24 protein-coding genes and 1 tRNA gene are annotated in these 26826 nt (G+C 57.1%); 12 read left to right on the plus strand and 13 right to left on the minus strand.

Going from position 1 to position 26826, the window contains the following annotated elements; translation table 11 throughout:
• The first annotated feature begins 61 nt into the window (after positions 1 to 61).
• From G6R15_RS15570 to G6R15_RS15580, 3 genes are all read left to right on the plus strand, one after another.
• The gene (locus tag G6R15_RS15570) at positions 62 to 1342 is read left to right on the plus strand and encodes an ABC transporter substrate-binding protein (RefSeq protein WP_164660874.1); all 1281 of its coding nucleotides are present in this window, start codon (positions 62 to 64) and stop codon (positions 1340 to 1342) included.
• 98 nt (positions 1343 to 1440) lie between these two features.
• A complete protein-coding gene (locus G6R15_RS15575) occupies positions 1441 to 2277 on the plus strand; it encodes an ABC transporter ATP-binding protein (protein ID WP_164660875.1) in 837 nt (278 codons plus the stop codon).
• Positions 2278 to 2291: 14 nt separating this feature from the next.
• A complete protein-coding gene (locus G6R15_RS15580) occupies positions 2292 to 3509 on the plus strand; it encodes a phenylacetate--CoA ligase family protein (RefSeq protein ID WP_164660876.1) in 1218 nt (405 codons plus the stop codon).
• A 61-nt stretch (positions 3510 to 3570) separates the two neighbouring features.
• Here the strand turns inward: G6R15_RS15580 and G6R15_RS15585 are convergent, their stop codons facing one another.
• Positions 3571 to 4698 carry an HlyD family secretion protein gene (locus G6R15_RS15585; RefSeq protein ID WP_164660877.1) on the minus strand — a complete coding sequence of 376 codons (1128 nt, stop codon included), beginning with the start codon at positions 4696 to 4698 and terminating at the stop codon, positions 3571 to 3573.
• Positions 4695 to 4943 carry a DUF3302 domain-containing protein gene (locus G6R15_RS15590; protein ID WP_164660878.1) on the minus strand — a complete coding sequence of 83 codons (249 nt, stop codon included), beginning with the start codon at positions 4941 to 4943 and terminating at the stop codon, positions 4695 to 4697. The genes G6R15_RS15585 and G6R15_RS15590 overlap by 4 nt, the downstream gene beginning before the upstream one ends.
• Positions 4944 to 5111: 168 nt before the next feature.
• On the opposite strand from G6R15_RS15590, the gene G6R15_RS15595 reads away from it, so the two are divergent.
• Complete coding sequence (locus G6R15_RS15595) at positions 5112 to 6779, plus strand: iron ABC transporter permease (RefSeq protein WP_164660879.1); 1668 nt, start codon at positions 5112 to 5114, stop codon at positions 6777 to 6779.
• Here the strand turns inward: G6R15_RS15595 and G6R15_RS15600 are convergent.
• From G6R15_RS15600 to G6R15_RS15630, 7 genes are all read right to left on the minus strand, one after another.
• Positions 6776 to 7219: a DMT family transporter gene (locus G6R15_RS15600; RefSeq protein ID WP_164660880.1), complete on the minus strand. Its 444-nt coding sequence runs from the start codon at positions 7217 to 7219 to the stop codon at positions 6776 to 6778. The genes G6R15_RS15595 and G6R15_RS15600 overlap by 4 nt on opposite strands.
• Positions 7216 to 7734, minus strand: coding sequence for a GNAT family N-acetyltransferase (locus G6R15_RS15605; RefSeq protein WP_164660881.1), 519 nt, complete (start codon positions 7732 to 7734; stop codon positions 7216 to 7218). The genes G6R15_RS15600 and G6R15_RS15605 overlap by 4 nt, the downstream gene beginning before the upstream one ends.
• Complete coding sequence (locus tag G6R15_RS15610) at positions 7731 to 8285, minus strand: helix-turn-helix domain-containing protein (RefSeq protein ID WP_164660882.1); 555 nt, start codon at positions 8283 to 8285, stop codon at positions 7731 to 7733. The genes G6R15_RS15605 and G6R15_RS15610 overlap by 4 nt, the downstream gene beginning before the upstream one ends.
• A 119-nt stretch (positions 8286 to 8404) precedes the next feature.
• Positions 8405 to 9421 carry a Fe(3+) ABC transporter substrate-binding protein gene (locus G6R15_RS15615; RefSeq protein ID WP_164660883.1) on the minus strand — a complete coding sequence of 339 codons (1017 nt, stop codon included), beginning with the start codon at positions 9419 to 9421 and terminating at the stop codon, positions 8405 to 8407.
• 110 nt (positions 9422 to 9531) lie between these two features.
• A complete protein-coding gene (locus tag G6R15_RS15620; RefSeq protein WP_164660884.1) occupies positions 9532 to 11136 on the minus strand; it encodes an arylsulfatase in 1605 nt (534 codons plus the stop codon).
• Positions 11137 to 11282: 146 nt separating this feature from the next.
• A complete protein-coding gene (gene ykgO / locus G6R15_RS15625) occupies positions 11283 to 11408 on the minus strand; it encodes a type B 50S ribosomal protein L36 (RefSeq protein WP_008562923.1) in 126 nt (41 codons plus the stop codon).
• 90 nt (positions 11409 to 11498) lie between these two features.
• A tRNA-Val gene (locus tag G6R15_RS15630) sits at positions 11499 to 11573 on the minus strand.
• A 149-nt stretch (positions 11574 to 11722) separates the two neighbouring features.
• Between G6R15_RS15630 and G6R15_RS15635 the strand changes: the two genes are divergently transcribed.
• On the plus strand, positions 11723 to 12583 hold the full coding sequence (locus G6R15_RS15635) for an N-formylglutamate amidohydrolase (RefSeq protein ID WP_164660885.1): 861 nt from the start codon (positions 11723 to 11725) through the stop codon (positions 12581 to 12583).
• Here the strand turns inward: G6R15_RS15635 and G6R15_RS15640 are convergent, their stop codons facing one another.
• From G6R15_RS15640 to G6R15_RS15650, 3 genes are all read right to left on the minus strand, one after another.
• Positions 12584 to 13837, minus strand: a complete 1254-nt coding sequence (locus G6R15_RS15640; protein WP_164660886.1) for a DNA polymerase IV — start codon at positions 13835 to 13837, stop codon at positions 12584 to 12586.
• 317 nt (positions 13838 to 14154) lie between these two features.
• A complete protein-coding gene (gene pyrF / locus G6R15_RS15645) occupies positions 14155 to 14904 on the minus strand; it encodes an orotidine-5'-phosphate decarboxylase (protein ID WP_164660887.1) in 750 nt (249 codons plus the stop codon).
• A gap of 76 nt (positions 14905 to 14980) precedes the next feature.
• Positions 14981 to 15250, minus strand: a complete 270-nt coding sequence (locus G6R15_RS15650; protein WP_164660888.1) for a hypothetical protein — start codon at positions 15248 to 15250, stop codon at positions 14981 to 14983.
• 215 nt (positions 15251 to 15465) lie between these two features.
• On the opposite strand from G6R15_RS15650, the gene clpB reads away from it, so the two are divergent.
• The 3 genes from clpB to G6R15_RS15665 all read left to right on the plus strand — a co-directional run bounded on the left by clpB (position 15466) and on the right by G6R15_RS15665 (position 21120).
• Entirely contained in the window at positions 15466 to 18084 is a 2619-nt protein-coding gene (gene clpB, locus G6R15_RS15655; protein WP_164660889.1) for an ATP-dependent chaperone ClpB, read from the plus strand.
• Between the two features lie 94 nt (positions 18085 to 18178).
• Positions 18179 to 19522, plus strand: a complete 1344-nt coding sequence (gene dgt, locus G6R15_RS15660; RefSeq protein ID WP_164660890.1) for a dGTP triphosphohydrolase — start codon at positions 18179 to 18181, stop codon at positions 19520 to 19522.
• A 143-nt stretch (positions 19523 to 19665) separates the two neighbouring features.
• A complete protein-coding gene (locus tag G6R15_RS15665) occupies positions 19666 to 21120 on the plus strand; it encodes a M20 family peptidase (RefSeq protein WP_164660891.1) in 1455 nt (484 codons plus the stop codon).
• Here the strand turns inward: G6R15_RS15665 and G6R15_RS15670 are convergent, their stop codons facing one another.
• Entirely contained in the window at positions 21121 to 21519 is a 399-nt protein-coding gene (locus tag G6R15_RS15670; protein WP_205520532.1) for a hypothetical protein, read from the minus strand.
• A gap of 176 nt (positions 21520 to 21695) precedes the next feature.
• Here G6R15_RS15670 and G6R15_RS15675 point away from each other — a divergent pair, with 176 nt between their 5' ends.
• The 4 genes from G6R15_RS15675 to msrQ all read left to right on the plus strand — a co-directional run bounded on the left by G6R15_RS15675 (position 21696) and on the right by msrQ (position 26296).
• Complete coding sequence (locus tag G6R15_RS15675) at positions 21696 to 22952, plus strand: TAXI family TRAP transporter solute-binding subunit (protein ID WP_164660893.1); 1257 nt, start codon at positions 21696 to 21698, stop codon at positions 22950 to 22952.
• A gap of 239 nt (positions 22953 to 23191) precedes the next feature.
• The gene (locus G6R15_RS15680; protein ID WP_164660894.1) at positions 23192 to 24685 is read left to right on the plus strand and encodes an FMN-binding glutamate synthase family protein; all 1494 of its coding nucleotides are present in this window, start codon (positions 23192 to 23194) and stop codon (positions 24683 to 24685) included.
• Between the two features lie 70 nt (positions 24686 to 24755).
• Positions 24756 to 25655: a protein-methionine-sulfoxide reductase catalytic subunit MsrP gene (gene msrP / locus G6R15_RS15685; RefSeq protein ID WP_164660895.1), complete on the plus strand. Its 900-nt coding sequence runs from the start codon at positions 24756 to 24758 to the stop codon at positions 25653 to 25655.
• A 41-nt stretch (positions 25656 to 25696) separates the two neighbouring features.
• A complete protein-coding gene (gene msrQ, locus G6R15_RS15690) occupies positions 25697 to 26296 on the plus strand; it encodes a protein-methionine-sulfoxide reductase heme-binding subunit MsrQ (RefSeq protein WP_164660928.1) in 600 nt (199 codons plus the stop codon).
• Positions 26297 to 26826 lie beyond the last annotated feature (530 nt).

Here is a 26826-nt window from a genome sequence, read left to right on the forward strand (position 1 = left end):
AGAATTGCGGGGCGGAGGACCTCGTTCACGATCGGATAATACCTAGGGAGGAATAAAGCCGATGAAAATGAAACTGACCACTCTGGCGCTTGGTGCGCTGATGGCCGCCGGACCTGTGATGGCAGATCTGGTGTTCCCATCGCTGAGCTATCGGACCGGGCCTTACGCCGCAGGCGGCATTCCGTTTGCAGACGGTTATGCGGATTACTTCACCATGCTGAATGAACGCGATGGCGGCATTGGTGGCGAGCCCATCCGTCTGGTGGAGTGCGAGACCGGCTATAACACCGAAAAAGGTGTTGAATGCTACGAGTCAACAAAGGGCGAAGGCGCGTTGGTGTATCAACCGCTGTCGACAGGTATCACCTATCAGCTGATCCCCAAAGCGACAGCAGACGGTATTCCGATTCACACAATGGGTTATGGCCGTACGTCTGCCGCCAACGGCGATGTCTTCTCGAATGTCTTCAACTATCCGGCCAACTACTGGAACGGTGCGTCGGGTGTCGTGAACTATCTACTGGAAAGCAATGGCGGCGATATCAACGGCAAGAAAGTCGCGTTGGTCTATCACAACTCGGCCTACGGCAAGGAGCCGATCCGGACCTTGGAAGAGCTTTCGAAAAAGCATGGCTTTGAACTGAAGGCGCTGCCTGTTGACCACCCTGGTCAGGAGCAGAAATCGCAGTGGCTGCAGATCCGTCGTGACCGTCCTGATTACGTTGTGATCTGGGGCTGGGGCGTGATGAACCAAGTTGCCGTGCAGGAAGCTGCAAACATCCGCTACCCGATGGAAAACTTCATCGGTGTCTGGTGGTCCGGAGCCGAGCATGACGTTCTGTCTGCAGGTGATGCGGCCAACGGCTATAAGGCGATCACTTTCCACAACGTGGGCAGCGATTTCCCTGTGTTTGACGATATCAAGACGCACGTTGTCGACGCAGGCAAGGCCGCAGGCGCTGGCGATCAGGTTGGTACGGTTCTGTACAACCGTGGTCTTTATGCAGCGATGCTGGCAGCTGAAGCTGTGAAAACCGCGCAAGACATACACGGTGTGACCGACATCACCCCGCAACAGATGCGTGATGGTATGGAAGCTCTGGAAATCACTGAGGACAAGATGGCCGCGCTTGGCATGCCGAACTTTGGCCCGTCGTTCAAAGTGTCGTGCGAAAACCACGGTGGCCCAGGTCTGGTTGGTGTGAACCAGTGGGACGCGGCAAGCAAAACCTGGTCGCTGATCTCGGACTTCAAACCGACCGACGGCGAAGTGATCGGTGCACTGGTTGCCGAGGATTCCAGTGCCTATGCGGCCGAAAACAAGATCGAGCCGAACTGCTGATCGGCTTTGATTAAAACCAATCGGAATGGCAGGTGCGCCTGCCATTCCATTCCCCAAAGCCCGGCATGGGAACCGGGCATGCGTGAGGACAACAACTGATGCTGGATGCAGCCAACACAAACGACGTCGGTGTCGAGACCCTTCTGGAGGTCAACAACATCGAGGTGATCTACAACCACGTGATCCTCGTGCTGAAAGGCGTCAGCCTGAATGTGCCCAAGGGTGGGATCACTGCCTTGCTGGGGGGGAACGGTGCCGGCAAGACAACGACCCTCAAGGCGATCTCGAACCTGCTTCATTCGGAACGTGGCGAGGTCACCAAAGGGTCGGTCAAGTATCGCGGTAAGGATGTGCACGATTCTGACCCGGCAGATATGGTGCGCAAGGGCGTGATCCAAGTAATGGAAGGGCGCCATTGTTTTGAACACCTGACGGTCGAGGAAAATCTGCTGACCGGGTATTACACTCGCACATCCGGCAAGGCCGAGATGCAGCGTGACCTTGAGCTGGTTTATGACTATTTCCCGCGCCTCAAAGAACGGCGCAAATCATTGGCGGGTTACACGTCGGGTGGCGAACAGCAGATGGTTGCCATCGGCCGCGCTCTGATGGCTAACCCAGAAACGATCCTGCTGGACGAACCTTCGATGGGTTTGGCGCCGCAATTGGTCGAAGAGATCTTTGGCATCGTCAAGGATTTGAATGAGAAAGAAGGCGTGTCCTTCTTGTTGGCTGAGCAGAACACTAACGTGGCGCTGCGCTTTGCGCACTATGGCTACATTCTGGAATCGGGCCGCGTTGTGATGGACGGACCAGCGGCAGAATTGCGCGAAAATCCGGACGTTAAGGAATTCTACCTTGGAATGTCCGACGAAGGGCGCAAAAGCTTCCGTGATGTCAGGTCTTATCGCCGCCGCAAGCGGTGGTTGAGCTGATGAGGGATCAGGCTATGACGCATTTTGATTCCCTTGAGACACGAAGTGTCGATGAACGCGCCGCTTCTTTGGCGCGGGCCTTGCCAGAGCAGATTGCGCGAGCGCAGTCAGCGACCGGCTATGCCAAAAGCCTTGCTGGCGTCGATGCCGATACGGTACGCAGCGTCGAAGACTTGGTGGATTTGCCGGTTCTGCGCAAATCCGAACTGAGCCGTGCCCAATCCGAGAGCGCGCCGTTTGGCGGGTTCACCGTGAAACCGGCTTCTGGCTTCGCGCACATCTTTCAATCACCGGGCCCAATTTATGAACCGGGAGGTGTGGATCACGATTGGTGGCGTATGGGTCGCTTCTTGCACGCTGCGGGTATTGGGCAGGAGGACATTGTCCAGAATTGCTTTGGCTATCACCTGACGCCAGCGGGGATGATTTTTGAAAACGGCGCGCGGGCCGTTGGCGCTGCCGTTTTGCCTGCAGGTACAGGTCAGACGGAATTGCAGGTCAATGCTGCGCGGGACATCGGCTGCACTGCTTACGCTGGCACACCGGATTATCTAAAGGTCATTCTGGACAAAGCCGATGAGATGGGCGTTACGCTCAAGTTCTCGAAAGCTGCCGTTGGTGGGGGGGCCTTGTTCCCGTCCCTGCGTCAGGAATACGCGGATCGCGGGATCACCTGCCTGCAAAGCTATGCGACTGCTGATCTGGGCAACATCGCTTATGAAAGCTCGGCGATGGAAGGGATGATCGTGGATGAGCACGTCATCGTCGAGATCGTGACCCCCGGCACGGGTACACCGGTAGCGCCGGGCGAAGTGGGTGAGGTCGTGGTTACCTCCCTGAACCCCGACTATCCGCTTATCCGCTTTGCCACCGGTGATTTGTCTGCTGTTCTGCCCGGTGTTTCGCCCTGTGGCCGCACCAACAAGCGGATCAAGGGTTGGATGGGCAGAGCGGATCAGACGACCAAGATCAAAGGTATGTTTGTTCGACCCGAGCAGGTTGCGGCACTGGTCGAAAAGCACGACGAGATCGTAAAGGCCCGCGTGATTGCTTCGCGTCAGGGGGAAATGGACACAATGACTGTCCAGATCGAAAGCCCGGACGGGGATGACATGAGTTATGCCAAGTCGGTTGTTGAAGTGCTGAAACTCAAAGGCGCAATCGAAGTGGTCGCGCCGGGAACCCTGCCCAAGGATGGGTTGGTGATCGAGGATCAGCGAGTCTACGACTGACAGACTGTGCGAGGGTTTTTAGTCTACCCCGCCGTTTCTGAAACGGCGGGGTGGATTTGTTTCAAAGTACCGGAATCACATAGTTCATTATGCTTTCCATCCGGATCATCACTCGCCGGATGATATGGGTCGGTTTGACTGCGTTCGTGTAAATCGCCGCTGTTCCCACTGTGCCAGGTTGCAGGTCGGCCAACATTTGCGGATCGTCCAGCACAAGTTTGGCCACGAAAGGCTCGGCTTGTACCTGTCCGCTGGCAAATACCGTGCCAGATACCATCGCCTGGCCCTGAGAGGTGATTTCGACAATGTCACCAAGTGTGCCCTTCAGAATACCACCCGGATTGGTCTTGAGTGCCATTTCGACCTCTTGCCCGGTCTCCAGATGCCGCACATAGATCTGGTGTATATTCACCACCAGCGTCTTTTCTGACGTGTCGATGAATACCATGGCCGGTGCAAAAGGCAGGCTCGTGACCCGCTGCCCGACGGCAAGCGCCAAGTTGGTCACAAACCCATCACTGGGGGCGCGAACCACAGTCTGATCCAGGTTCCATTGCGCCTGATCCAGTTGCGCCTGAGCTTCGGCCACCTTGGCGACCGTGCCGTCCGCCGTTACCGCGCCAAGTTCGGTTTCGGCGCGTGAAACGGCAGTTCGGGCTTGATCGACCATGGCATTGGCCGCGTCGAGGGTGGTTTGTCGACGTTCAAGGCGGGTTTCAGAAATTGTCCCGCTTTCGACCAGTTGGGCGTCGTCGTCGTACCTGTTCTGGGCCTGTGTCTGGTTGGCCAAGGCCTGTCTGAGTTGTGCTTCGGCATTTCCAAGCGCATCAAAGTCCTGTTTGGCTTGTGCCTGGGTACGCACCAGGCTGGCTTGTGCTGCAGCCACGGCGATTTCAAACGGCTCGGAATCCAGCTGGAACAATACATCGCCCTTTTTCAGCGCGGTATTCGGTTGCGCGGCGATCTCGACCACTTCGCCATTGACGTTTGGTATCACTTGAACCGCCCGGGTCAGGACGCGAGTGGATCCCTGCGGCGCACCCCATTGCAACGGAATGAAGAGGAAGATGAACAGAACCACCATCCATATCAAGGTTGTGGCCCAAGTCAGTCCCGTATTTGGCAATAGTTTGAGTCGGATCAGAACAAACAGGAAGGCGACATAGATCAGTGTCAGAAAGACAATCATAATTTGGCTCCCTCCGCTTGGGGGCCGGATTGAGGTTTGGTAAAGGCCCATATCAACGCAAGCGGCCAGAACACTCCGACCATCAGCGCACCCAGCCAACCGGCGACGGTGATAGCCTCGGCTTGTGGGTGGTTGCGGTTGTGTGCGATTTGACCAGGCAATCGGGCCAGGACGACAAAGCCGACCAGCACTGTGGCAATCAGAACGATCAGAACGATCCAGGCGAAGTAATCTAACACGGTCATGATCAAGTTACCTTTGTGACGCAAATTTAAATTCACCTTACTGCATGCGTGCAGGGCAAGGCAAAGTTGGAATCGGATACCCACGCCCGCGGACCTCTTGCAGGATTGCACTGGAATTGCCGACAGAAATGATCGAATAAGGGCGGAAAGCCTTACACAGAAGCGATCATGGCCGACATAGAATATTCAGATCAGGGCACACGCCACCGCAATTCCACCGGCACCCGGGTGCTCGGTTGGATTGCCATGGTCATTGCCGCCATCTGTCTGTTGCCGATGTTGGCCGTTGTTCTGGCGGCGGTTACAGGCGGAACAGATACCGTGTCCCATCTGATGTCGACGGTCCTGCCCCGGTACGCAGCGACGACATTGATCCTGGTTGTGCTGGTGGCTGTCGGCACTTTTTGTCTGGGCGTTGGGGCGGCGTGGCTGGTGACAATGACCCGATTTCCCGGATCACGGTTCATGGAAATCGCGTTGGTCCTGCCGCTGGCCTTTCCGGCCTATGTGCTGGCCTATGCATATACCTTTGTTCTGGATCATCCCGGCATTGTGCAAAGCACCTTGAGGGATGTGATGGGCTGGGGGCCGCGCGACTATTGGTTCCCCGAGGTCCGCTCGACCGAAGGGGCGGCGGTGATGCTGATCCTTGTGTTGTATCCGTATGTCTATCTGCTGGCGCGCGCTGCGTTCCTGCAACAAAGCGCCACCGCCTTTCTGGCTGCCCGTTCGCTGGGGTCCAGCCCGTTTGCGGCGTTTTGGACGGTGTCTTTGCCAATGGCGCGCCCTGCGATTGCTGGTGGCGTTCTGTTGGCGGTGATGGAAACCATCGCTGATTTCGGAACTGTGGCCTATTTTGGGGTCCAGACCTTTGCCACCGGCATCTATACCAGTTGGTTTACAATGGCTGACCGGGCGGCAGCGGCACAGTTGGCGATGTGTCTTTTGGGGTTTGCCCTGCTTTTGGCTGTTGCTGAACGCACCCAGCGGGGCCAGTCGAAATACCACCAAGCGGGGCGCCGTCACGCGGCGCTGCCATCAGTGCAGTTGCGTGGCTTTGCGGCGGCAGGAGCCTTTGTCCTTTGTGCAGTGCCCGTAGTGTTGGGATTTGTTTTGCCTGTGATCATCCTGTTCCAGATGGGTCTTGAATCCGAGCAGAACCTGTTGTCGCGCCGGTATGTCGGGTTTCTGCAGAACTCTTTGACGTTGGCGTCGATTGCTGCGGCAGTGACGGTCTGCGCTGCGATTTGTGTGGGGTTCTTTCAGCGGCTCAAGCCTGGACGGCAATCGATGTTTGCCGTCTATATTTCGCGCCTTGGGTACGCTGTGCCGGGCGGTGTGATCGCGGTCGGGCTGATGGTGCCGTTCGCGAATTTCGACAACCTGCTTGATGGGTGGATGCGCACGACCTTTGGGGTGTCGACCGGCCTGTTGATCACTGGGTCGATTTGGTTGTTGATCGCGGCCTATATGGTGCGGTTCCTTTCTGCGGCTTTGTCGGCCTATGAGGGCGGGCAGAGCATGGTGCATTCCAACATGGACGCCGCCGCCCGGTCATTGGGGAAAACGCCGATGGGCACATTGCGTCGGGTGCATCTGCCGATCCTGACTCCATCCCTTATGACGGCTTTGTTGATCGTCTTTGTCGACGTGATGAAAGAGCTGCCCGCGACCCTGATCATGCGTCCGTTTAACTACGACACGTTGGCGGTTCAGGCGTTCCGGTTGGCCTCGGATGAACGGCTAGAGGGCGCGGCGGTGCCGTCTTTGGTCATTCTAGCTGTGGGTTTGTTGCCTGTTATCCTGATCTGCCGTCAGGTTGGGCGTGGGCACTAACGCCAGACGGTTAAGCCAGCCCCAAGCGCAACAAGTCCCAAACCGAACGCATTGACGGTGGAGAAGCCCCGAACGTCCATGCCGAAGGCTCCGATGCGGTCATAAACGTATCCGGCTGCCAGTTGACCGATGATGACGCAGACCAAGTACGAAGCGACGCCCAGTCTAGGCACGGCCAGGATTGAGACCAGGACGACGTAGACTCCAATAAGTCCGCCTGCCCACATCCAAAGCGGAACTGAAACCATGTCGGATTTGCGCGGCACCGCGCTGCTTGTTGTCAGCAGTAGCATCAGCAATGCCAAGGTGCCCACGCCAAAGGCAAGCGTAGCAGCTTGAAGTGGCCCACCCAACTGATCGGCCATCCGGGTGTAGATCGGGCCTTGGGCTGCAATCAACGCACCCCCCGCGATCACAGCCAAGACCAATAGAACGATCATCGCAGGTGTTTGTACATGTAGGTGGTGGGTTCCAAACGGACGTCAAAAGGGTTGCGACAGAACTCTGGGATCTCGCCCGCTTTGTCGAAGCCAAGTGATTGGTAGAGCCGTTGCGACGGATCACCACTGCGAGTGTCGAGGACCAGTAGGGACAGGCCAAGAGCGCGTGTCTTGTCCTCGAGCGCAGTCATGAGCATTCGACCCAAGCCCAACCGGCGGAATTCAGGGTGCACCAGCAGTTTCGAGACATCCGCCCGGTGCGGTTGGTTGGGCATCGGCGCGGGGATGAGCTGTACGGTGCCTACAACATGGCCCTTGTGGCGTGCCACGAAGAGTGTTGCGGCCTCTGCCGACACCATCGGGAAGATGAGCGTTTCCCAGAAATTTGCGGCATCTTGTGTCGAGAATGGCAAGACAAACCCGACACTGGCACCGTCATGAACGCAAGCGTGGAGGGTATCGGTCAGGTCCTTCAGAACCAAAGGCAGTGTTGTTGCGGATACTTCTTCGATCATATCAACACCAGCATGTAGCGCACGCCGCGATGTTCCGAGGTTTCAAACACCGTCGGTCCTGACAGGTGGTATCGCAGGCAATCGCCCGCAGTCAGATCGTGGCGCACCGTGTCCACGGTCAGGGACATCGCCCCATCTAGCAAAATCACGTGATGCTCTTGTCCGGGTTTGGGCGGCCCGTCATAGGCAACGCGCGCCCCTGGCGGCAGGTGGCATTCGATAACCTCGCCCGACAGACCAGGAGCCGGAGGGGAGACGGAGCGGCGGACATACCCGGTTTCCGGGTCGGTCCATTCGGTTTGACGTTCAACCGGAATACGCGGAACAAACGTGTCCTCGACCATCATCATAAGACGGGACATCGGCAAGCCGTAGGCCTGACACAAGCGGCCCAGGCTTTCGGCCGTTGGGCTGACGTCGCCCTTTTCCATCCGGGACAGGGTAGCGCGGCTCAGCCCGCTATGAGCGGCCAGTTCATCCAGCGACCATCTACGCGCCTGGCGCAGTTCTTTCAGGCGTCCGCTCAAGCGGCTTGATAGGTTATCCAGCATAATCATATCCGAGACAGTTTCTCGTTTACGAAAATGCTGCACTGATAATCATTACGTTTGCAACAAAAAAAGCGCGAGATTTCTCTCGCGCTTTCCAGATGATTGGTTTTTGGGCAGGCTTAGCGCCAGCCAGCCTCGTCAAAGATCTTTTGTGCTGTGGGGATGTTCTTCGCCACCGCTGACAGACTTACGTCGTCGGGTTTGAAGTGACCCAGCTTGGCGACGGTTTCAGACAGGGCAACACCCGGCACAGAGGGGTATTCATCGTTGCCGCCCGAGAAGTATTGCTGCGCCTGATCCGAGGCTAGATACTCGAGAAACTTGATCGCGTTTTCCTTGTTGGGGGCATGGGCTGCCATGCCGCCACCCGACAGGTTCATATGTGCACCTTCGGCATCCTGCGAAGGAAAGACCCAACCGATCATATCGATGTCGTCGCTGACGCCTTTGACGTTCTTACGCAGGGCACGGGCAAAGTAATAGGTGTTACCAACTGCAATCTCACATTCGCCCGAAACCAAACCGCGCAGCTGATCGGTGTCGCCGCCCTTGGGGTCGCGTGCCATGTTGGCCACCACGCCGTCGGCCCAGGTCAATGCCGCCTCTTCGCCGTGGTGTTCGATAATCGAAGCCAGCAGCGTCTGGTTGTAGGTATTGCTGGACGACCGGATACAGACCTTGCCTGCATACTGTGGATCAGCCAAGTCCAGATAGGTGCGGGGTGGGTTGGCGACGTCATTCTTGTCGTAGAAGATCACGCGCGCGCGTTGCGAAAAGCCGAACCATTGGTTGTCGCTGTCCTGAAGATAGCTGGGCACGCGGGCCTCAAGCACATCGCTGTCGATGGATTGCAGAACGCCCGCATCCTTGGCGCGTTCCAAACGCGAGGTATCAACCGTCAACAGGATGTCCGCAGGAGAGTTTGCACCCTCGGCACTCATCCGGGCGATCAGCTCGTCGGCCTTGCCTTCGATCCGGTTGATGGTGATGCCAGTGGCCTCCTCGAAATCGGAATAGAGCCGCTCGTCGGTGTCGTAGTGGCGTGAGGAGTAGAGGTTCACTTCGCCTTCGGCCCAGGCGGCCGTTGTCAGTGTGGTGGCCACGATGGTGGCAAGTGCTGTCGATGCTTTGAGCATTGCAATTCCCAAGTGTTGACGAATCCGATAATAGACCCGGTTGCCTAGTGAAATATAGCAATCCTGATCGAATACAATCGAAATCCGATAAAAACACTCGGGAAGGATGTTCAACCTTCCTGACTGGACATTTTCCAAGCTTTGAGGAGCTTGGGCAAAGCAATGTTCCAGTCCATGGCACCTACTGTGTCTGCCCAATTATGATAGGCGCGCTGCATTGCATCGGCGCGATCAGCGTCTCCGTGAATCAGGTTGTGCAACTCGGTTCTGTCAGCCTCCATGTCATAAAGTTCCCAATCTTGGCCGTGCAGGCGGACAAGTTTGAACTGGCCCAAGCGAATGGCGGCGTTGCCTTCGTGTTCGAAAAAGATCGGCTGTTCACGGAGCCACTCTGCTCCCTGCAAAAGTGGGAGCAGGCTTTCGCCCTGGGTTGGCTGGATCTCGTGACCACCCAGTTCCTTTAGATAGGCGGTGCCGGTCGCCGCAAGGATCGTCGGCAGGATGTCGACCACGTGGCAGGCGGCGTGGCGGACAGTTTGCGGTGAAAACCCGTCAGGCCAATGCGCCACCAGAGGCGTCGAAATCCCGCCCTCGTGGACATAATGCTTGAACAGGCGGAAGGGCGCGTTCGATACGTTGGCCCATGGTTTGTCGTAGCTTTGAAAGGTCTGTGCATCGCCCGGTGCCAGATCGGGCACATTGCCCATCGTGATCTTGCGCCCGTCTTGAGTAACGTCCGGATAGAATTGCGCCCACCCATCTTCGGCCATGAACTCGGCACACCCACCGTTGTCGGACAGAAACAGGATCAGCGTGTTGTCCAACTGACCCAACTTGCGAAGGTTGGTCACGAGGGTTCCAATGGACTGATCCATCCGATCCACCATAGCAGCATAGGTCGCCATTTTGGCGGCTTCCCAATCGGTGTGCGTTTCCTCCTCCCATCGGTGCACGTCCAGGTCCCGGGGCGAGATGTCCCACTGTGTCTGAAACACGCCCAAGCCGTTCATCGTCTCATGTCGGGCTGTTCGGATCGCATCCCAACCCTTGGTGTACACACCGTTATACCGGGCGATGTCCTCGGGGTGTGCGTGTAGGGGCCAATGTGGAGCGGTGTGCGCGAGGTAGAGGAAAAACGGCATCTCATCCTCGACCGCGTCCTCGATCATGCCAATGGCTTTGTCAGTGATGGCGTCGGTGAAATAGAAGTCTTCCGACAGAACTTCGACCCGGCTGTCATCCTCCATCATGTAATGCGGCGAGAAGAAATGCGTGGCCCCGTCCATAATTCCAAAGAAACGGTCAAAGCCACGCTGGCGAGGAGTGGGATGTTCAACATCTCCGGGGCGCCAGCTGTCATAGTCGCGAGATTCGAAATCGCCCGCGACATGCCACTTGCCACTCATCAGCGTGCGATATCCGGCGGCGCGCAGATGTTCGGCGATGGTGGCAGAATCGTTTCGTAGAAACCCCTGATAGGCAGGCGTGCCAAGGTTCGCACCCATGTGCCCGATGCCAGCGTTGTGTGGATAGAGGCCGGTTAACAGAGATGCTCGTGTTGGACAGCAACGGGCGCAATTATACATCGCACTCAACAAAGTGCCCCCTTTGGCGAGGGCGTCGATGTTGGGCGTCCTGATTTCTGACCCAGTGCAGCCAAGGTCGGCAAACCCCATGTCGTCAGCCAGGATCAGAATGACGTTGGGACGTGACATGACTGGCCTCCGGTGCTGAGTCGCACAATTAGGCTAACAGCATTCGGTGCATCGCCACAGAATTCTCTGCGGTATGGCACTCGTCGAGTGCAAACACAAAAAAACCGCGCTCGAAGGCGCGGTTTTCTTTGGGTATGCGGTGTGGTTCAGCCCTGGCGAGCTTTGAACCGACGCTGCGTTTTGTTGATCACGTAAACGCGGCCTTTGCGACGCACAACCCGGCAATCACGGTGCCGGTTCTTGAGCGAGCGGAGCGAGTTCTTGACCTTCATGGCCTGTCTCCTGTTCCTGCGGCGCCTTGTGCAAGGTGTGGCCAGCGCCTGGTGTTACGGGTGTCCCGGAAATCCGAAACAGTGAATTCATGGTGGGCACTACAAGGTTCGAACTTGTGACCCCTTCGATGTCAACGAAGTGCTCTACCACTGAGCTAAGCGCCCACGAATACCTTTGCGTTCCTTGCCCCAGAAAAAACTAGGACGCGGAGAACCGCGCCGGTAGCGGGGTCTATAAAAGGAGTCGTCGGGGGGATCAAGGGCTTTTGATCGAACTATTTTCCGGTCTATGATTTTCTTTGTAAGGAGACGCCATGCCCCGTGCTGCATATTACTTGTCCGAACCCAAGAAACGCACGTCTTGCGTGGTTTTTGCCTCTCCGCACAGTGGAAACGACTATCCGGACAGGTTTCTGAAACAGACAGTGCTAGATCAAAAGACGATTCGGTCGTCCGAGGATGCTTTTGTAGATCTATTGTTTCAGGATGTATCCGATTTTGGGGCCCCATTTTTGAAAGCTGGCGCGCCGCGCGCATTTCTTGATCTCAACCGCAGCCCTGACGAACTGGATCCGGCATTGATAACGGGTGTTCGCAAGCCGGGGCACAATCCGCGTGTGGCCTCTGGATTGGGAGTGATTCCTCGTGTCGTGGCAAACGGGCGCGCGATTTACCGTGGCAAGCTGGCGATGACAGAAGCACAGCGCCGAATTGATGGGTACTGGCACCCTTACCATGCGCGGTTGCAAGCGCTGTTGGGTGAATCGCACCAACTGTTCGGGCAGGCGATCCTGTTGGATTGCCATTCGATGCCACACGAAGCTTTGGACAGCGTATGTCGCAACGGGAATAGCTGCCCCGAGATCGTCTTGGGGGACCGTTTTGGCGCAGCCGCGTCGCCTGAAATCATGGATGAGGTCGAAGCGGCCTTTGCGGATGCCGGGTTTTCGGTCATGCGCAATACGCCCTTTGCCGGCGCCTACGTCACACAAGCCTATGGGCGGCCGTCACGTCGTCAGCATGCTATCCAGATCGAAATCGACCGCTCTATTTACATGGACGAAAAGGGCATCCGCCCCAACGCGGACTTTGACCGGGTGCGCGAGTTGCTGGGCAAAGTGGCGTCTCGCATCGCGGTATTGGGGCAGGGGCCGGCACGGCTGGCAGCCGAGTAATCAACGCAATGTGCGCCCTTTGATGATCGCGTCAGAACCAAAGCGTTTGCGAATAGCGTCCGTCGCTCGTTCGGCTTCGCTGCGTTTGGCTGCATTTGGGTCGAGCAGGTCGCCGCTTTTGTCAGCTTCGTCTTCGGGGCACAAATCAGACAAGCCACACCCCAACAGTCGATAAAGTCCTTGATCGCCAACTTGATCAAACAAGGCCCGGGCAGTTCTATACAAAGTGTCGGCCATTTGCGTCGCATCCCGCAAGGACACGCGGCGCGTCAGGACCGCATGGTTGGCACGCTTGAGTTTGAGTGTCACCACCCGACCTGCCAGTCCCTTTGCCTTGGCCCGGTCCGCCACCTTTTCCGCCATCCGCCACAGATGCCCGTCCAGAATGTCGGGGTTATTGGTGTCTTCAAAAAAGGTGGTTTCATTCGAGATCGACTTCATCGGCTCGTTGTTTGATACCCGGCGCTTGTCCTGCCCACGTGCCAGATGCCAAAGGCGATATCCCATCGAGCCGAACCGTTCGCTCAGGGCAGTCTGGTCCCATCGCAGCAGGTCCGAGAAGGTTCGGATGCCAACCTTTTCTAACGAGGTTTGGGCAGCGGGGCCGATGCCCCAGATCAGGCGCACAGGTTTGTTTTCCAGAAAACCGGCGGTTTCTTGTCGGCTGATCACGGAAAATCCACGGGGTTTGTCCAAGTCTGATGCCACCTTGGCCAGGAACTTGTTGTGGCTGAGACCAATAGAGCCGGTAAGCCCCAGTTCATCTTTCATCCGCTTCACTAAACCCGCCAGCATTACCGCGGGTGGTGCGCCGTGCAGCTTTTGGGTGCCAGACAGATCCAGAAATGCCTCGTCCAGCGACAGCGGTTCTATTGCGGGGGTTAGGTCATCCATCATCGCGCGGATTTCGCGACTGACCTCGGCATAGACACTCATACGGGGTTTGACGACCACGGCATCGGGGCAGAGGTCGAGCGCCTTGAACATGGGCATCGCAGATTTGACGCCACGAATCCGCGCCACATAACAGGCCGTCGAAACGACCCCACGTTTGCCGCCGCCAATGATCACTGGTTTGTCCGCCAGCTCAGGATTGTCGCGCTTTTCGACCGAGGCATAGAACGCATCACAGTCCATGTGCGCGATCGATAGATCGAACAGTTCGGGGTCGCTGACAACCAGGGGGCTGCCACACGAAGGGCAGCGGCGCCCGGCATTAAAAGGGATCAGGCAATCGCGACATAAGGAAGGCATCGATCGGCTCGGCGTTCGGGATACTAGGGGTCGGCATGCAACACTATTCTAAGGGCCGATACAGGGCAATGACAGAGAGCTCTCTGTGGGTGGTCTGAGCAGGTTTTTGGGGGCCTCACCGAGAAAACCCCCGCTTCTTAAGCGGGGGAGGTAACGAACCACAGGAAGACAAGGTTCGTTGGGGAGTGTATCAACCTTAGACTCCCCCAAAAAACGGCTCGGGCATAGTCCGGAATTCCAGACATGCAAAATGCATGTGAAATATGTGCTTTCAGGGGCACAGCGGCTTTTGAGTGAAAAAGGCCAGTTGCGCCCAGTCAGGGTCTGTTCGGAGCCGAGGCCTGGGCTGAATTCAGTTCAGCCAGGATCGCGTGCGCTGCGGCCCGAGGATCCTCGGCGCGGTAGATCGGACGGCCGACCACGATGTGATCTGCCCCGTCCGAGACTGCATTTGCCGGGGTGGCGACACGCTTCTGATCCCCCAGCTCGGCGCCCGCCGGACGCACGCCTGGAGTGATGATCAAGCGACCTTCGGACTGTGGCAAGGCGCGGATCAAAGCAGCCTCTTGCGGCGACGCAATGACACCGTCTGCACCCGACTCAAATGCCTTGGCAGCACGTTCGATGACCAACTCTTGCACGTCGCCGGGCTTGATCAAACCTGCATCCAGGTCATCCCGGTTGAGTGAGGTCAAGATGGTCACGGCTAGGATTTTCAGGTCCTTGCCGCTTGCGCCTTCTTTCGCGGCACGGACCACATGCGGATCACCGTGGACGGTCAGGAAATCCAGATCGAACTGCGCCAGGCCCCGCACCGCATTTTCGACTGTGTTGCCGATGTCGAAAAGCTTCATGTCCAAGAAAATACGCTTGCCGTGTTGCTGCTTCAGCTCATTCGCTAGCGCCAGGCCGCCGCCGGTCAGCATACCGAGGCCGATTTTGTAAAAGGAGACCGCGTCGCCCAGCTGTTCGGTCAAGGCCAGACCTTGCAGGGCGTTGGGAACATCCAGCGCGACAATCAGGCGATCGTCGGGCGCAGGTGTAGCGGGCGCAGGTATGGCGGACATGGGCGCGATCCTTGTTTTGGTGGGGTCGCGCCTCTCTAAATAGCCGTAAGGCGTGATGCAAGTGGTGTTGCAAGCCTCATGCCAGCAAAGGCATCGGTGCAGTGACGTGTTTCGACAACTCTAGCGAGCTGCGCCCCGAGCGGTATTCGGGCATGCGGCGCAACTGGCGCATCGCGTCCCGAACAAACGCGTTGGCGCGTGTCTTCGGGCATTCGTTTTCAGGCATGTTCAGTGCGCAGAACAGGGTGACGAACATGTCGCCAAGTGTCATGCAGACGTTTGCAGTGTGCCGTTCGGTTCGTTCGCAGTAGGTGTATTGTGAAATTTCAACATTCGTTACAAGCATAGTAGCCTCCACTCTGAACCCTAGTATGAACCCCGAAATATTACGAAAGTGAGGCGCCGTTGAGGTGAAATTCTGAGAATTTAACTCATTTTGAATTTCCGTGACCCAGCCTCTTGAAGACCGGATAGCATTTCCCAAATTGAATGTGAGGCCCAACAACAGGCGTGCCGATTTCGGGCGCCGACATGACAGGGCGCTTGGAAAAGGAGAGAATGATGGACTTGAACAAGTTCACCGAGCGAGCACGAGGTTTCGTGCAAGCGGCGCAGACCATTGCGATGCGCGAAGGGCATCAGCGACTGACGCCCGAACACATTCTAAAGGCTTTGATGGATGACGAACAGGGGCTGGCGAGCAACCTGATTGCGCGTGCTGGCGGTGCGCCTGTACGGGTGGTCGAAGCGCTCGATCTTGCCCTTGCAAAACAGGCCAAAGTTGGCGGCGACGCAGGCCAGATATATCTGGATGGTCAAACCGGTAAGGTATTGGCTGAGGCCGAGAAATTGGCAAAAAAGGCAGGCGACAGCTTTGTCCCTGTAGAGCGTATTTTGATGGCGCTTTGCATGGTGAAATCCAAGGCCAAGGAGGCTTTGGACGCCGGTGCCGTGAGCGCGCAGAAACTCAACGAAGCAATCAATGACATTCGCAAGGGGCGGACGGCTGATACGGCCAGCGCCGAGGATGGTTATGACGCGCTCAAGAAATACGCCCACGACCTGACCGAGGCTGCGGCCGAGGGGAAGATTGACCCGATCATCGGTCGCGACGAGGAAATCCGCCGCGCTATGCAGGTGCTCAGCCGCCGAACCAAAAATAACCCGGTTCTGATCGGGGAACCCGGCGTAGGTAAAACCGCAATTGCCGAGGGGATGGCCTTGCGCATCATCAATGGTGATGTGCCGGAATCCTTGCGCGACAAGAAACTCCTGTCCCTCGACATGGGCGCGTTGATCGCCGGTGCGAAATATCGCGGCGAGTTCGAAGAGCGGCTGAAGGCGGTTCTGACTGAGGTGACCGAAGCCGCTGGCGAAATCATCCTATTCATCGACGAGATGCACACACTGGTCGGGGCCGGTAAGTCAGACGGAGCGATGGACGCCGCGAACCTGATCAAGCCCGCGCTTGCCCGCGGAGAGTTGCACTGTATCGGTGCGACCACGTTGGATGAGTATCGCAAATACGTGGAAAAAGACGCGGCTTTGGCGCGGCGGTTCCAGCCGGTGATGGTCAGCGAACCGACGGTTGAGGACACGATCAGTATCCTGCGTGGTATCAAAGAGAAATACGAGCTGCACCACGGCGTGCGCGTGTCGGATTCGGCGCTGGTCTCGGCGGCGACCCTGTCGCATCGCTACATCACCGACCGCTTCCTGCCAGATAAAGCGATCGACCTTGTCGATGAGGCTGCCAGCCGCTTGCGGATGGAGGTCGACAGCAAGCCGGAAGAGTTGGACCAGTTGGACCGACAGATCCTGCAATTGCAGATCGAAGAGGAGGCGCTGAAGCTCGAAGACGACGTGGCCTCCAGGGATCGCCTGGAAACGTTGCAAAAGGACCTGTCGAACCTGCAAGAAAAATCCGCTGAGATGACAGCGCAGTGGCAGGCCGAACGCGACAAGCTTAATGCGGCACAGTTGCTGAAAGAGCAGTTGGACAAGGCGCGCGCCGATCTGGAAATTGCCAAACGCGAAGGCAATCTGGCAAAGGCCGGCGAGCTTAGCTATGGCGTGATTCCCGAGTTGGAAAAGCAACTGTCGGATGCAGAAAACCGCGAAGATCGCGGCATGATGGCCGAAGAAACCGTGCGGCCCGAGCAAATCGCAGGCGTGGTTGAGCGTTGGACCGGAATTCCGACGTCCAAAATGCTCGAAGGTGAACGTGAGAAGCTCTTGCGGATGGAAGATGATCTGCATCGTCGCGTGATTGGCCAGCATTCGGCCGTAACCGCCGTGGCAAACGCCGTGCGCCGCGCACGGGCCGGTTTGAACGACGAAAATCGCCCGCTGGGTTCGTTCCTGTTCCTTGGACCCACTGGCGTGGGCAAGACCGAGCTGACCAAGGCAGTGGCCGATTTCCTGTTTGACGACGACAGCGCCATGGTTCGGGTCGATATGTCCGAGTTCATGGAAAAGCACAGTGTTGCCCGCCTGATCGGTGCTCCTCCGGGCTATGTCGGTTATGACGAGGGTGGTGTGTTGACCGAGGCAGTGCGCAGGCGCCCCTATCAGGTTGTGCTGTTTGACGAGGTTGAAAAGGCGCATCCGGACGTGTTCAACGTTCTGTTGCAGGTGCTGGACGACGGTATGTTGACCGATGGTCAGGGCCGCACTGTGGACTTCAAGCAGACGCTGATCATCTTGACGTCAAACCTAGGCGCGCAGGCGCTCAGCCAACTGCCTGATGGCGCTGACGCAGCAGATGCACGGCGTGATGTGATGGACGCGGTGCGGGCGCATTTCCGGCCCGAGTTCCTGAACCGACTGGACGAGACGATCATCTTTGACCGTCTGGCCCGTGCGGATATGGACGGTATCGTCGACATCCAGTTGGGCCGCCTGGCCAAACGTCTGGCTGGTCGAAAGATCAGGTTGGAACTGGACGAGGCGGCCAAGACCTGGCTGGCCGACGAGGGCTACGACCCGGTCTTTGGTGCGCGCCCCCTCAAGCGCGTGATCCAACGCGCCTTGCAAAATCCGCTCGCCGAGGCGCTGTTGGCGGGTGAAATCAAGGACGGTGAAACCGTTCCAGTTTCTGCCGGGGCCGATGGTCTGATCATCGGCGACCGTCTGGGCACCAGCGATCGCCCTCGCCCGGATGATGCAGTCGTGCACTGATCCGCGCTGAAATGAACATGAAGCCCGCCCTTTTACAGGGCGGGTTTTTCTGTCACCAAGTGGCTGAATTTCAACATGGAAAAGGTCGGCAGACATGGCGAAAATGGAATGGGCGAAGCTTTTGGATACGTCCGTCTTTGACGGCAAACCCGAGCAACCGGATCGCCCGGCTCATGTAATCGCCGCTGACAGAATCACCTTTTCCGCCCCGTTCCGCCGACTGGCCAATAAGACGCAGGTTCATCCGCTTTATGACAACGACCATTTGCGCCATCGCCTGATCCACTCGGAAGAGGTGGCCAGCGTTGGCCGCTCGATCGGCATGCAGGTTGGGACTTGGCTGGCAACTGAAGAAAACCTGATCCCAGAAGCGGCGTCCCATAAAGTTGCCGGGATTATTCAGGCTGCGTGTCTGGCCCACGACGTCGGGAATCCGCCATTTGGACATTCGGGTGAAGAAGCGATTGGCGCTTGGTGCGCTGAGCAACTGCAAGGCTGCTCGCCTGCGTTTCGCGGTATTGCAGGGGACCGCTGGCATGAATTCGAAAGGTTCGAAGGCAACGCTCAGGGGTTTCGCATTCTGACCCGGCTTGAGATGTATCGCAACGAAGGCGGCATGTGCCTGCCGAACGCGGTATTGGGGGCCTTCACGAAGTATCCGATGGGTGCAGAAACATCCAAGCGGCTGAAGGCCAGTGGCAAGAAGCCTTATGTTGGTGCCAAAAAGTTTGGGTTCTTCGAAGCCGAACGCGCATATTACGAAGCCGCCGCCAATGCGATGGAGTTGATCGAGACCGAAGGGGCCGATGGCCAAAAATGGTGGCGACGGCATCCGCTGGTCTATCTGGTCGAAGCCGCAGACGACATCTGTTACAACATCGTTGATCTGGAGGATGGATTTTCATCCGGGGATCTGTCCTTGAAGACGGTCGAAGAATTGCTCTCGGCGGTGGCCATTCCGACGCGCCGAAATCAAGGCGGTTATACTGACTATGAGAAGATCAGTTACCTGCGCGCCCGTGCTATCGGTGGCGCGATCAACGCCTGTGTTCAGGCGTTCAAGGATAATCATGACGCCATTTTGGACGGCAGTTTTTCGAGCTCTTTGATCGAGGAATCGGGTAAGGCCGCGGCTTTTAAAGAGATCAAGGATCTGGCTCATGAACAGCTGTTCACAGCCCCGCGCAAAACCAAGCTTGAAGTGCAGGGGCGCAACGTGATCCGCCGGGTGCTGGACGGGCTGTGCCCGGTTTACGAAGCACTGGCAAAAAGTGGTTGGCAACAAGCGGATTTGCCGTCGTACGAGCGGCAAGTCGTCAGCGCCGTTCAACTTGATTTACGGGATGTCACCGATGCTTATTCCGCAATGCACTCGCTGACCGATTTCGTTTCGGGCATGACTGACCGCTATGCGGTCAAGACAGCCGACCTTCTTTAAGTTCAGAACTCTTTCATCTCGCCCCCTCCCGAAGAGCCCGAAGCAGATAACGTTGAGTAAGTGGGAGACGTAGGGTCTTTCATTGCTCAAGGCAGCCGTCACAATGTGGGTGAAAACCGATCTGGATCGGGAAGGGGAGAGAGATGCTCAAATGGGTCAAGCGTATCGCCGCCTTGCTGGCGGTGGCAATCGTGGTTTTGGCAGGGATATTGCTGTTTAACACCTTTCAGTATGGGCCGCCGCCCATTCCGGCGTCAGAGCCTGTTACCGTTGAGGTTGATGTCGAACGAACTGCGAAGCAGCTCTCGCAGGCCATTCAGTTCGAGACGGACAGCACCAAACCCGGTCACCCAGATTTTGACGCGTTTTTGTCGTTTCTCGAGGCGACCTATCCAGCTGTTCACGGCGCGACAGAGCGGGTGGTGCTGGATCAGAAAACCCCGCTTTATCGCTGGCAGGGCTCCAACCCGGATCTGAAGCCGGTCTTGCTGGCTGCGCACTATGACGTGGTGCCGGTTGCGCCGTGGTCCTTGGATCAATGGGAACATGACCCTTATTCCGGCGCGATTGCGGATGGCTTTGTCTGGGGGCGGGGCACATTGGACAACAAAGGTGCTTTGATCGCCATGTTGGCTGCAGCCGAATCCATGGTTACTGCCGGTTTTACACCCGAACGCACCATCTACTTCAGCTTTGGTGGTGACGAAGAGGTTGGCGGCAAGGGCGCAATTTCGGTCGCGAACCACCTGAAAGAGCAGGACGTACTTTTGGCTTGGTCACTGGACGAAGGGTCCTTTGTTCTAGACAAGATCATCCCGGGACTTGATGAGCCCGTGGCCAGCATCAACCTGTCCGAAAAGGGATATGTGACCCTAACCCTGATCGCCCGTGCCGAAGGGGGGCATTCATCGATGCCACCGCGTGTGACGGCGGTGGGTCGTTTGGCGCGCGCGGTCGATCGGGTGCAGTCCAATCCGATGCCCGGTGGTTTGACCGGGGTGTCGGCGGAATTCTTCGATGCTTTGGGGCGCCATTTCTCATTTGGTCAGCGGGTGGTCTTTGCCAACCGCTGGCTGTTTGATCCGCTGTTGGAAAACATCCTGTCAGGTGCTCCGTCCACAGATGCGATGCTGCGGACAACCACTGCGCCCACGATGCTGTCCGGATCGACCAAGGAAAACGTGCTGGCGACCGAGGCCCGCGCGGTCATCAATTTTCGCATTCATCCACGCGACGACATCGACAGCGTGGTGGAACATGTTCGCACCGTTATCGACGATGACGAGATCGAGATTTTGGCAGACAGGGATAAGGGCGGTGATGCCTCGCCGGTCTCCAGCTCTACTGCGGCGGGGTACCTGGACGTCGAGGCGTCAATTCGCGCGGTTTTTGGTCCCTTGGCTGCCGTACCGGGGCTGACGATTGCGGCCACAGATGCGCGTCATTACGCCAAGGCCAGCGAGAACACCTATCGCATCAACCCTTTCATGATCACTGGCGAGGACCTGGTTCGGTTCCACGGCTTGAACGAAAGGCTGTCGATCGAAAACCTGGAACGTGGGGTCGGCTTTTACCTGTCGTTGATGCAAAAACAGTGATCAGCCGCTGGCGGTCCGTTCATCACAGGTGAGTTTGGCCTGACCAACCGACAGAGAGTTGCCTATTAGGGAGACATCTGTCGTGAAAGACGCGCCGGTGCTGGCACCCGGTGGTGGGGTGAAGCTAAAGGTCACCGCGCGTTCTCCAGGGCGGGCGGTGCTGGGGGCGGGACCCTTCCAGACGTAAATCCGCGTATTGCCGCGTTTTGAAAGGCGCAGCAGAGCGTAATCACCCACTCCGCACCAAAAGATCGCGTTTTCCGAAAAATCGGCGACTACCTCGATCAAGCCGTTGCCGACCTCATAAGCGGTGGAACGGGATTCGTTGCCACCCCACGTCAACGTGGGCAGCAGGGTCAAAGAAGCCAAGAGAAAGCTTACGGTGCATTTTTGTGACATCTCACGGAACCTCATTCAGGTTGGTGTATTCTTGATACTGCGCCGACGCAGATTTGGATCACTTTCACGGGTCAGGCGCGGCGGTCATTTGCAAGAGATTGCCGTCTTGCCCCGTGAAGATCAGCCCGCTAAGTTTTGCCCTGCTACGAAATCCCCAAAATCGGAAAGGTCACATTATGAGGATCTGGACCCTGCTTGTGGCCCTTGTGCTTGGAACGGGCTTGGTTTTGGTGTTTTTGCAATTGCACCCACCCAAGACGTTGCGGATCGCGGCCGGCCCTGAGGGCGGCGCATATAACCAAGTGGCCAAACGCTATGTTGAGGAGTTGGCACGTGATGGCATCACGCTTGAGGTGATTGAGACCGCCGGATCGGTTGAAAACGAGCAACTTTTGGTAGGCCGTCAGGTCGACGCCGCTCTGTTGCAAGGTGGGATCATGGTCAGAGACCCGGAAATCGAGGCCGTCGGCTCGATCTTTTTCGAGCCAATGATCTTTCTGGCACGTAGCGAGTTGAACCTTCCGGGGAATCCGGCGCTTTGGCGAGGGTTAAAGATCAACGGCGGGCGTCCTGGGTCTGGTACGTCGGCAGCATATGTCGATTTTCTGGCCGCGATCGAGCTGGACTTACTGGCCAATCAAACCGTCGCCATTGGCTATGACGATGCCATCAGCGCGCTGATTGCGGATGAGATCGACGTGGCAGTTTTTGTGGCGCCGATTGATGCGCCGTATCTGCAACGCGCTTATGGACATCCTGACATTCAATTTGTTCCCCTGGACCACAGTGATGCGATTGCCCGGCGTCTGGCCTATGCCACCACTGTTACTGTGCCGCCTGGCGCGATCTCGTTGGATCCCGTGATCCCGTCAAAGCCGCAATCGATCCTGGCGCTTGAGGCGCGGTTGGCCGTCACGCCGGATCTACATCCCGCTTTGGTCAATCGCCTGACGATGGCCGCCAAGGCGTTACACGGCGCGCGCGATATCATCACTGATCCCGATGCGTTCCCCTCGATTGATGGCACTGACCTGCCGGTGAACAATGCCGCGCGTCAGCTGATCACAGAAGGACCGTCAACCTGGCACGACTGGTTGCCGTACTGGATGGCGGCGCAGGTGAACCGTACGCTGTTGTTGCTGTTGCCGATCCTATTCATTGTGGTGCCCATGCTGCGCGCTTTGCCGGGGATCTATGCCTACATCATGGGATGGAAGGTCTGGCAGCATTATCCCGACATCCGGGCCATCGAGGATGAGCTCGACGGAACCCCCTCGGCCGAAGATCTTGAGCGGATGAGCGCAGATCTGGTGGAGCTGGACGACCGACTGTCCAAGGTGCGTTTGCCTGCTGCCTATCGCCAAGCTGCCTATCACGCGCGGATGCATGTCGAGCTGGTCCGCAAGCGGATCGATGGCATGCGTTCGGCCTAAGATCTGATCAGTGCTGATCCAGTGTAACATTTGTTTTCCAACAGTATCTGATGGCTGATCAAGATATGGTGGTTGACCTGGTTACACGCCTAGATGTGGGATATCCTCCGCTTTTCTGTTTCAACCTCCTTCTTGCAACGTGATTGCACGTGGCTTGATTGCCCGTGCTGTTGTGGTCAGTCTTTAAGACTCGCCAGCAACGCGAACGCCGCAACAAAACACAGATCGGAGGTCCCCAAATGGGATTCGCAATGAACGCAATCGAGGTCATGGCCTTTGCCTTTGTCACCTTCATCGGTTTGGTCGCTTTGGTCGCGCTGATCCTGTTCTTTGTCGACCGGTTTCAGACACATGATGCCATCCGCAGAAACTATCCTGTCATCGGGCGATTCCGGAAATTGTTCAGCGGGCTGGGAGAGTTCTTTCGGCAGTATTTTTTCGCCATGGACCGCGAAGAACTACCGTTTAATCGGGCGCAGCGCGAATGGGTCAACCGCGCAGCTGAAGGCGAAGGGAATACAGTCGCCTTTGGTTCGACCCGCAATCTGAGCGTACCAGGTACTCCGATTTTTGTGAACGCGCCTTTCCCGCCGTTGGGGGATCAGTTCACCAAATCCGAACCGTTGCGGATTGGTCCGACTGCGCGAATACCCTATGAAGCGCCGTCGTTCTTTAATATCTCTGGCATGAGCTTTGGCGCGATTTCAAAGCCGGCCGTGCAGGCTTTGAGCCGGGGCGCCAAAGAAGCAGGTGTTTGGCTTAACACTGGCGAGGGCGCGTTGAGCCCGTTTCATCTGGAAGGCGGATGCGACATCGTTTTCCAGATTGGGACGGCAAAATACGGTGTCCGAGATGAGCACGGAAAACTGAGCGACGACAAGCTGCGTGAGGTGGCCGCCCATGAAACCGTTCGCATGTTCGAGATTAAATTGGCCCAAGGCGCCAAGCCAGGAAAGGGAGGCATTCTGCCGGCCGAAAAGATCACCGACGAGATTGCTGCCATCCGGGGCATCAAGAAAGGCCACGACAGCCAATCCCCCAACCGTCACCGCGAAGCAGGCAACGTTGAAGAGCTGCTCAACATGATTGCCCATGTGCGCGAGGTCACCGGCAAACCCGTCGGGATCAAGACCGTGGTTGGGTCTGAACAGGTTTTCACCGAGCTTTTTGATGCCATTGTTGCGCGCGGGGACGACTGTGCGCCCGACTTCATTACTTTGGACGGCGGCGAAGGCGGCACCGGGGCAGCGCCCATGCCCCTGATTGATCTTGTAGGGATGTCCGTGCGCGAGGCGCTGCCCGTAATTGCAAACTTGCGTGACGAACATGGGCTCAAAGAGCGCATCCGCCTTGTGTCGAGCGGTAAGCTGATCAATCCCAGCGATGTGGCCTGGGCCTTGGCTGCGGGGGCGGACTTTGTCACTTCGGCACGCGGGTTCATGTTCTCGCTCGGCTGCATCCAAGCGCTCAAATGCAACAAGAACACCTGCCCAACAGGCATCACGACCCATGACCTGCGCTTTCAAAAGGGACTGGTGGTCGAGCACAAATACAAACGCGTCGCTCGGTACGCGCAGGAAATCCGGCACGAGGTGGAAACCATCGCCCATTCGGTGGGTGTTCCCGAACCTCGGCAGCTTCGTCGGCGCCATGTGCGTATTATGATGGAAAACGGGCGTTCAACACCCATGAACGAAATCCTGCCAAGTTACAGTCCCGTCTCTGAATCGTGAGACAAGTTGGTTTGGCTCAATTCGCTTGACCCTCTACCTGATTAAAAACGATTAACAACCGGAGACCGAAATGGCCCACCGCTGGAAGAATGATTTGACCCACGCCGACGTGACACCCGAAGCGGCGTTCCTGAACCGCCGTCACTTTATGGCGGGACTTGCGGGGGTTGGTCTGGCGTCGATTGCCAAGCCTGCCTTGGCCGAAGGGCTGGAACCCAACAGCTGGGAAGAGATCACCAGCTACAACAACTTTTACGAGTTTGGCACCGGCAAGGGGGACCCAGTTGAGTACGCACATCTGATGAAAACTGACCCTTGGACAGTTCAGATCGACGGCCTGGTCGACCGCCCCGGCGACTATGGATTTGAGCAGATCATGTCCGAGATGACGGTCGAAGAGCGCATCTATCGCTTTCGCTGCGTCGAGGCCTGGTCGATGGTCATCCCGTGGAACGGGTTTGAACTGGCCGACCTGCTGAATCTGGCGGGTGTGCAGGAGGGGACAAAGTATGTGGGCTTTGAAACCCTCTATCGCCCCGAAGAGATGCCCGGCACGCAGTATCCCGTGCTGGAGTGGCCCTATAAAGAGGGGCTGCGCCTGGACGAGGCGATGCACCCGCTGACGATCATGGCGACCGGTATCTATGGCAAACCGATCCCGAACCAGAACGGTGCGCCGCTGCGGCTGGTGGTTCCGTGGAAATATGGCTTCAAGTCGATCAAGTCGATCGTGCGTATCACGCTGACCGACAAAGAACCGCCCACCAGTTGGAACCAGGCCAACGGGCGCGAGTATGGCTTTTACAGTAACGTGAACCCCGAGGTGTCGCACCCTCGCTGGTCGCAAGCCAGCGAGCGTAAGATCGGCGGCGGGTTGTTCGCCAAGCGTGTCCCGACGCTGATGTTCAACGGCTACGAAGATCAAGTCGCAGATCTTTATGAAGGTATGGACCTCTCGAAGTTTTTCTAGGGGCTGGCCCAGCTTGGGATAGATAGAAACACATGACACTGATGGATCAGATCAACGTAACTTTGCGCAAGTTTCCGGCTTGGGTGCTTTACCTTGCAGGGGCAGCCTATCCGATGTGGCTTTTGTACTCTGGGCTGACTGGTGGGTTGGGCGTTGATCCGGTCAAGGTGCTCGAACATGAAATGGGCGAGCGGGCGCTGCAGTTGTTGATCTTGGGCTTGGCAGTGACACCGCTTCGTCAGTTCACCGGCTTGAACCTGATGAAGTTCCGGCGCTCCATCGGGGTGCTGACGTTTGTCTATGTACTGCTGCACCTGTTGGTCTGGTTGGTCCTGGATGTACAGATCCTTAGTCAGATCTGGGCTGACATCCTGAAACGGCCTTACATCACCATTGGAATGGCGGGGTTCATAATCCTGCTCCCATTGGGGCTGACGTCCAACAACTGGTCCGTGCGAAAGCTTGGCCCCAAGTGGCGCAGTTTGCACAAGATGGTCTATGCGGCAGCTATTCTGGGGGCCGTACACTATGTCATGGTCGCCAAGGGCTTTCAGATCGAACCATTGATCTATCTTGGGGTGACAATTGTTCTTCTGGTGCTGCGACTCCCCAAAAGACGTATGCGAGTCCAGCGCGCCTGATCCCGGATTTTGGGTAATTCTTGAGGGTGAATCCTGGGAGTCTGTGGGCGAGTCTGTGGAAAACTCCACTTTTCATAGAAGGGTTGGAAACTAAGCGGTGGAACGCATGGCTCGCTGGTTCATTGCGGATTGCATGGTGGTGGCTAACCCTATGATATTGTTATATTTTAGATCTTTTTCGTGATTTTCGTGATTTTTGTGATTTTTTGGGTTGCGGGTATTTGTAGTTAGGACTAGAACCCCCTTCACCGGCGGCGCTGAGGCGCTACGGGGCGGACGGAACGGACTGGACGGAAGGTTCAGGAGGGGAAGTTTGGGAAGAATTCGAGGCAGGTTTGACGCGGTTTGCGCCAGTTAAGATTGGCGCTACGTGTTGGTTTTTGTCTCTGGGACTTAGGTTCCGACGCTGTTTGACAATTGAATACACTGAAGAGATATGTGGGCGGTTTGGTTCATTTCGATGGATCAACGTCTGTATATCAACGCTCTTAGGTGATGATTGCCTGTGCTCAAGGAGCGCAAGTGGTAGC

The sequence above is a fragment of the Tropicibacter sp. Alg240-R139 genome, assembly GCF_900537075.1.
Lineage (GTDB): Bacteria > Pseudomonadota > Alphaproteobacteria > Rhodobacterales > Rhodobacteraceae > Falsiruegeria.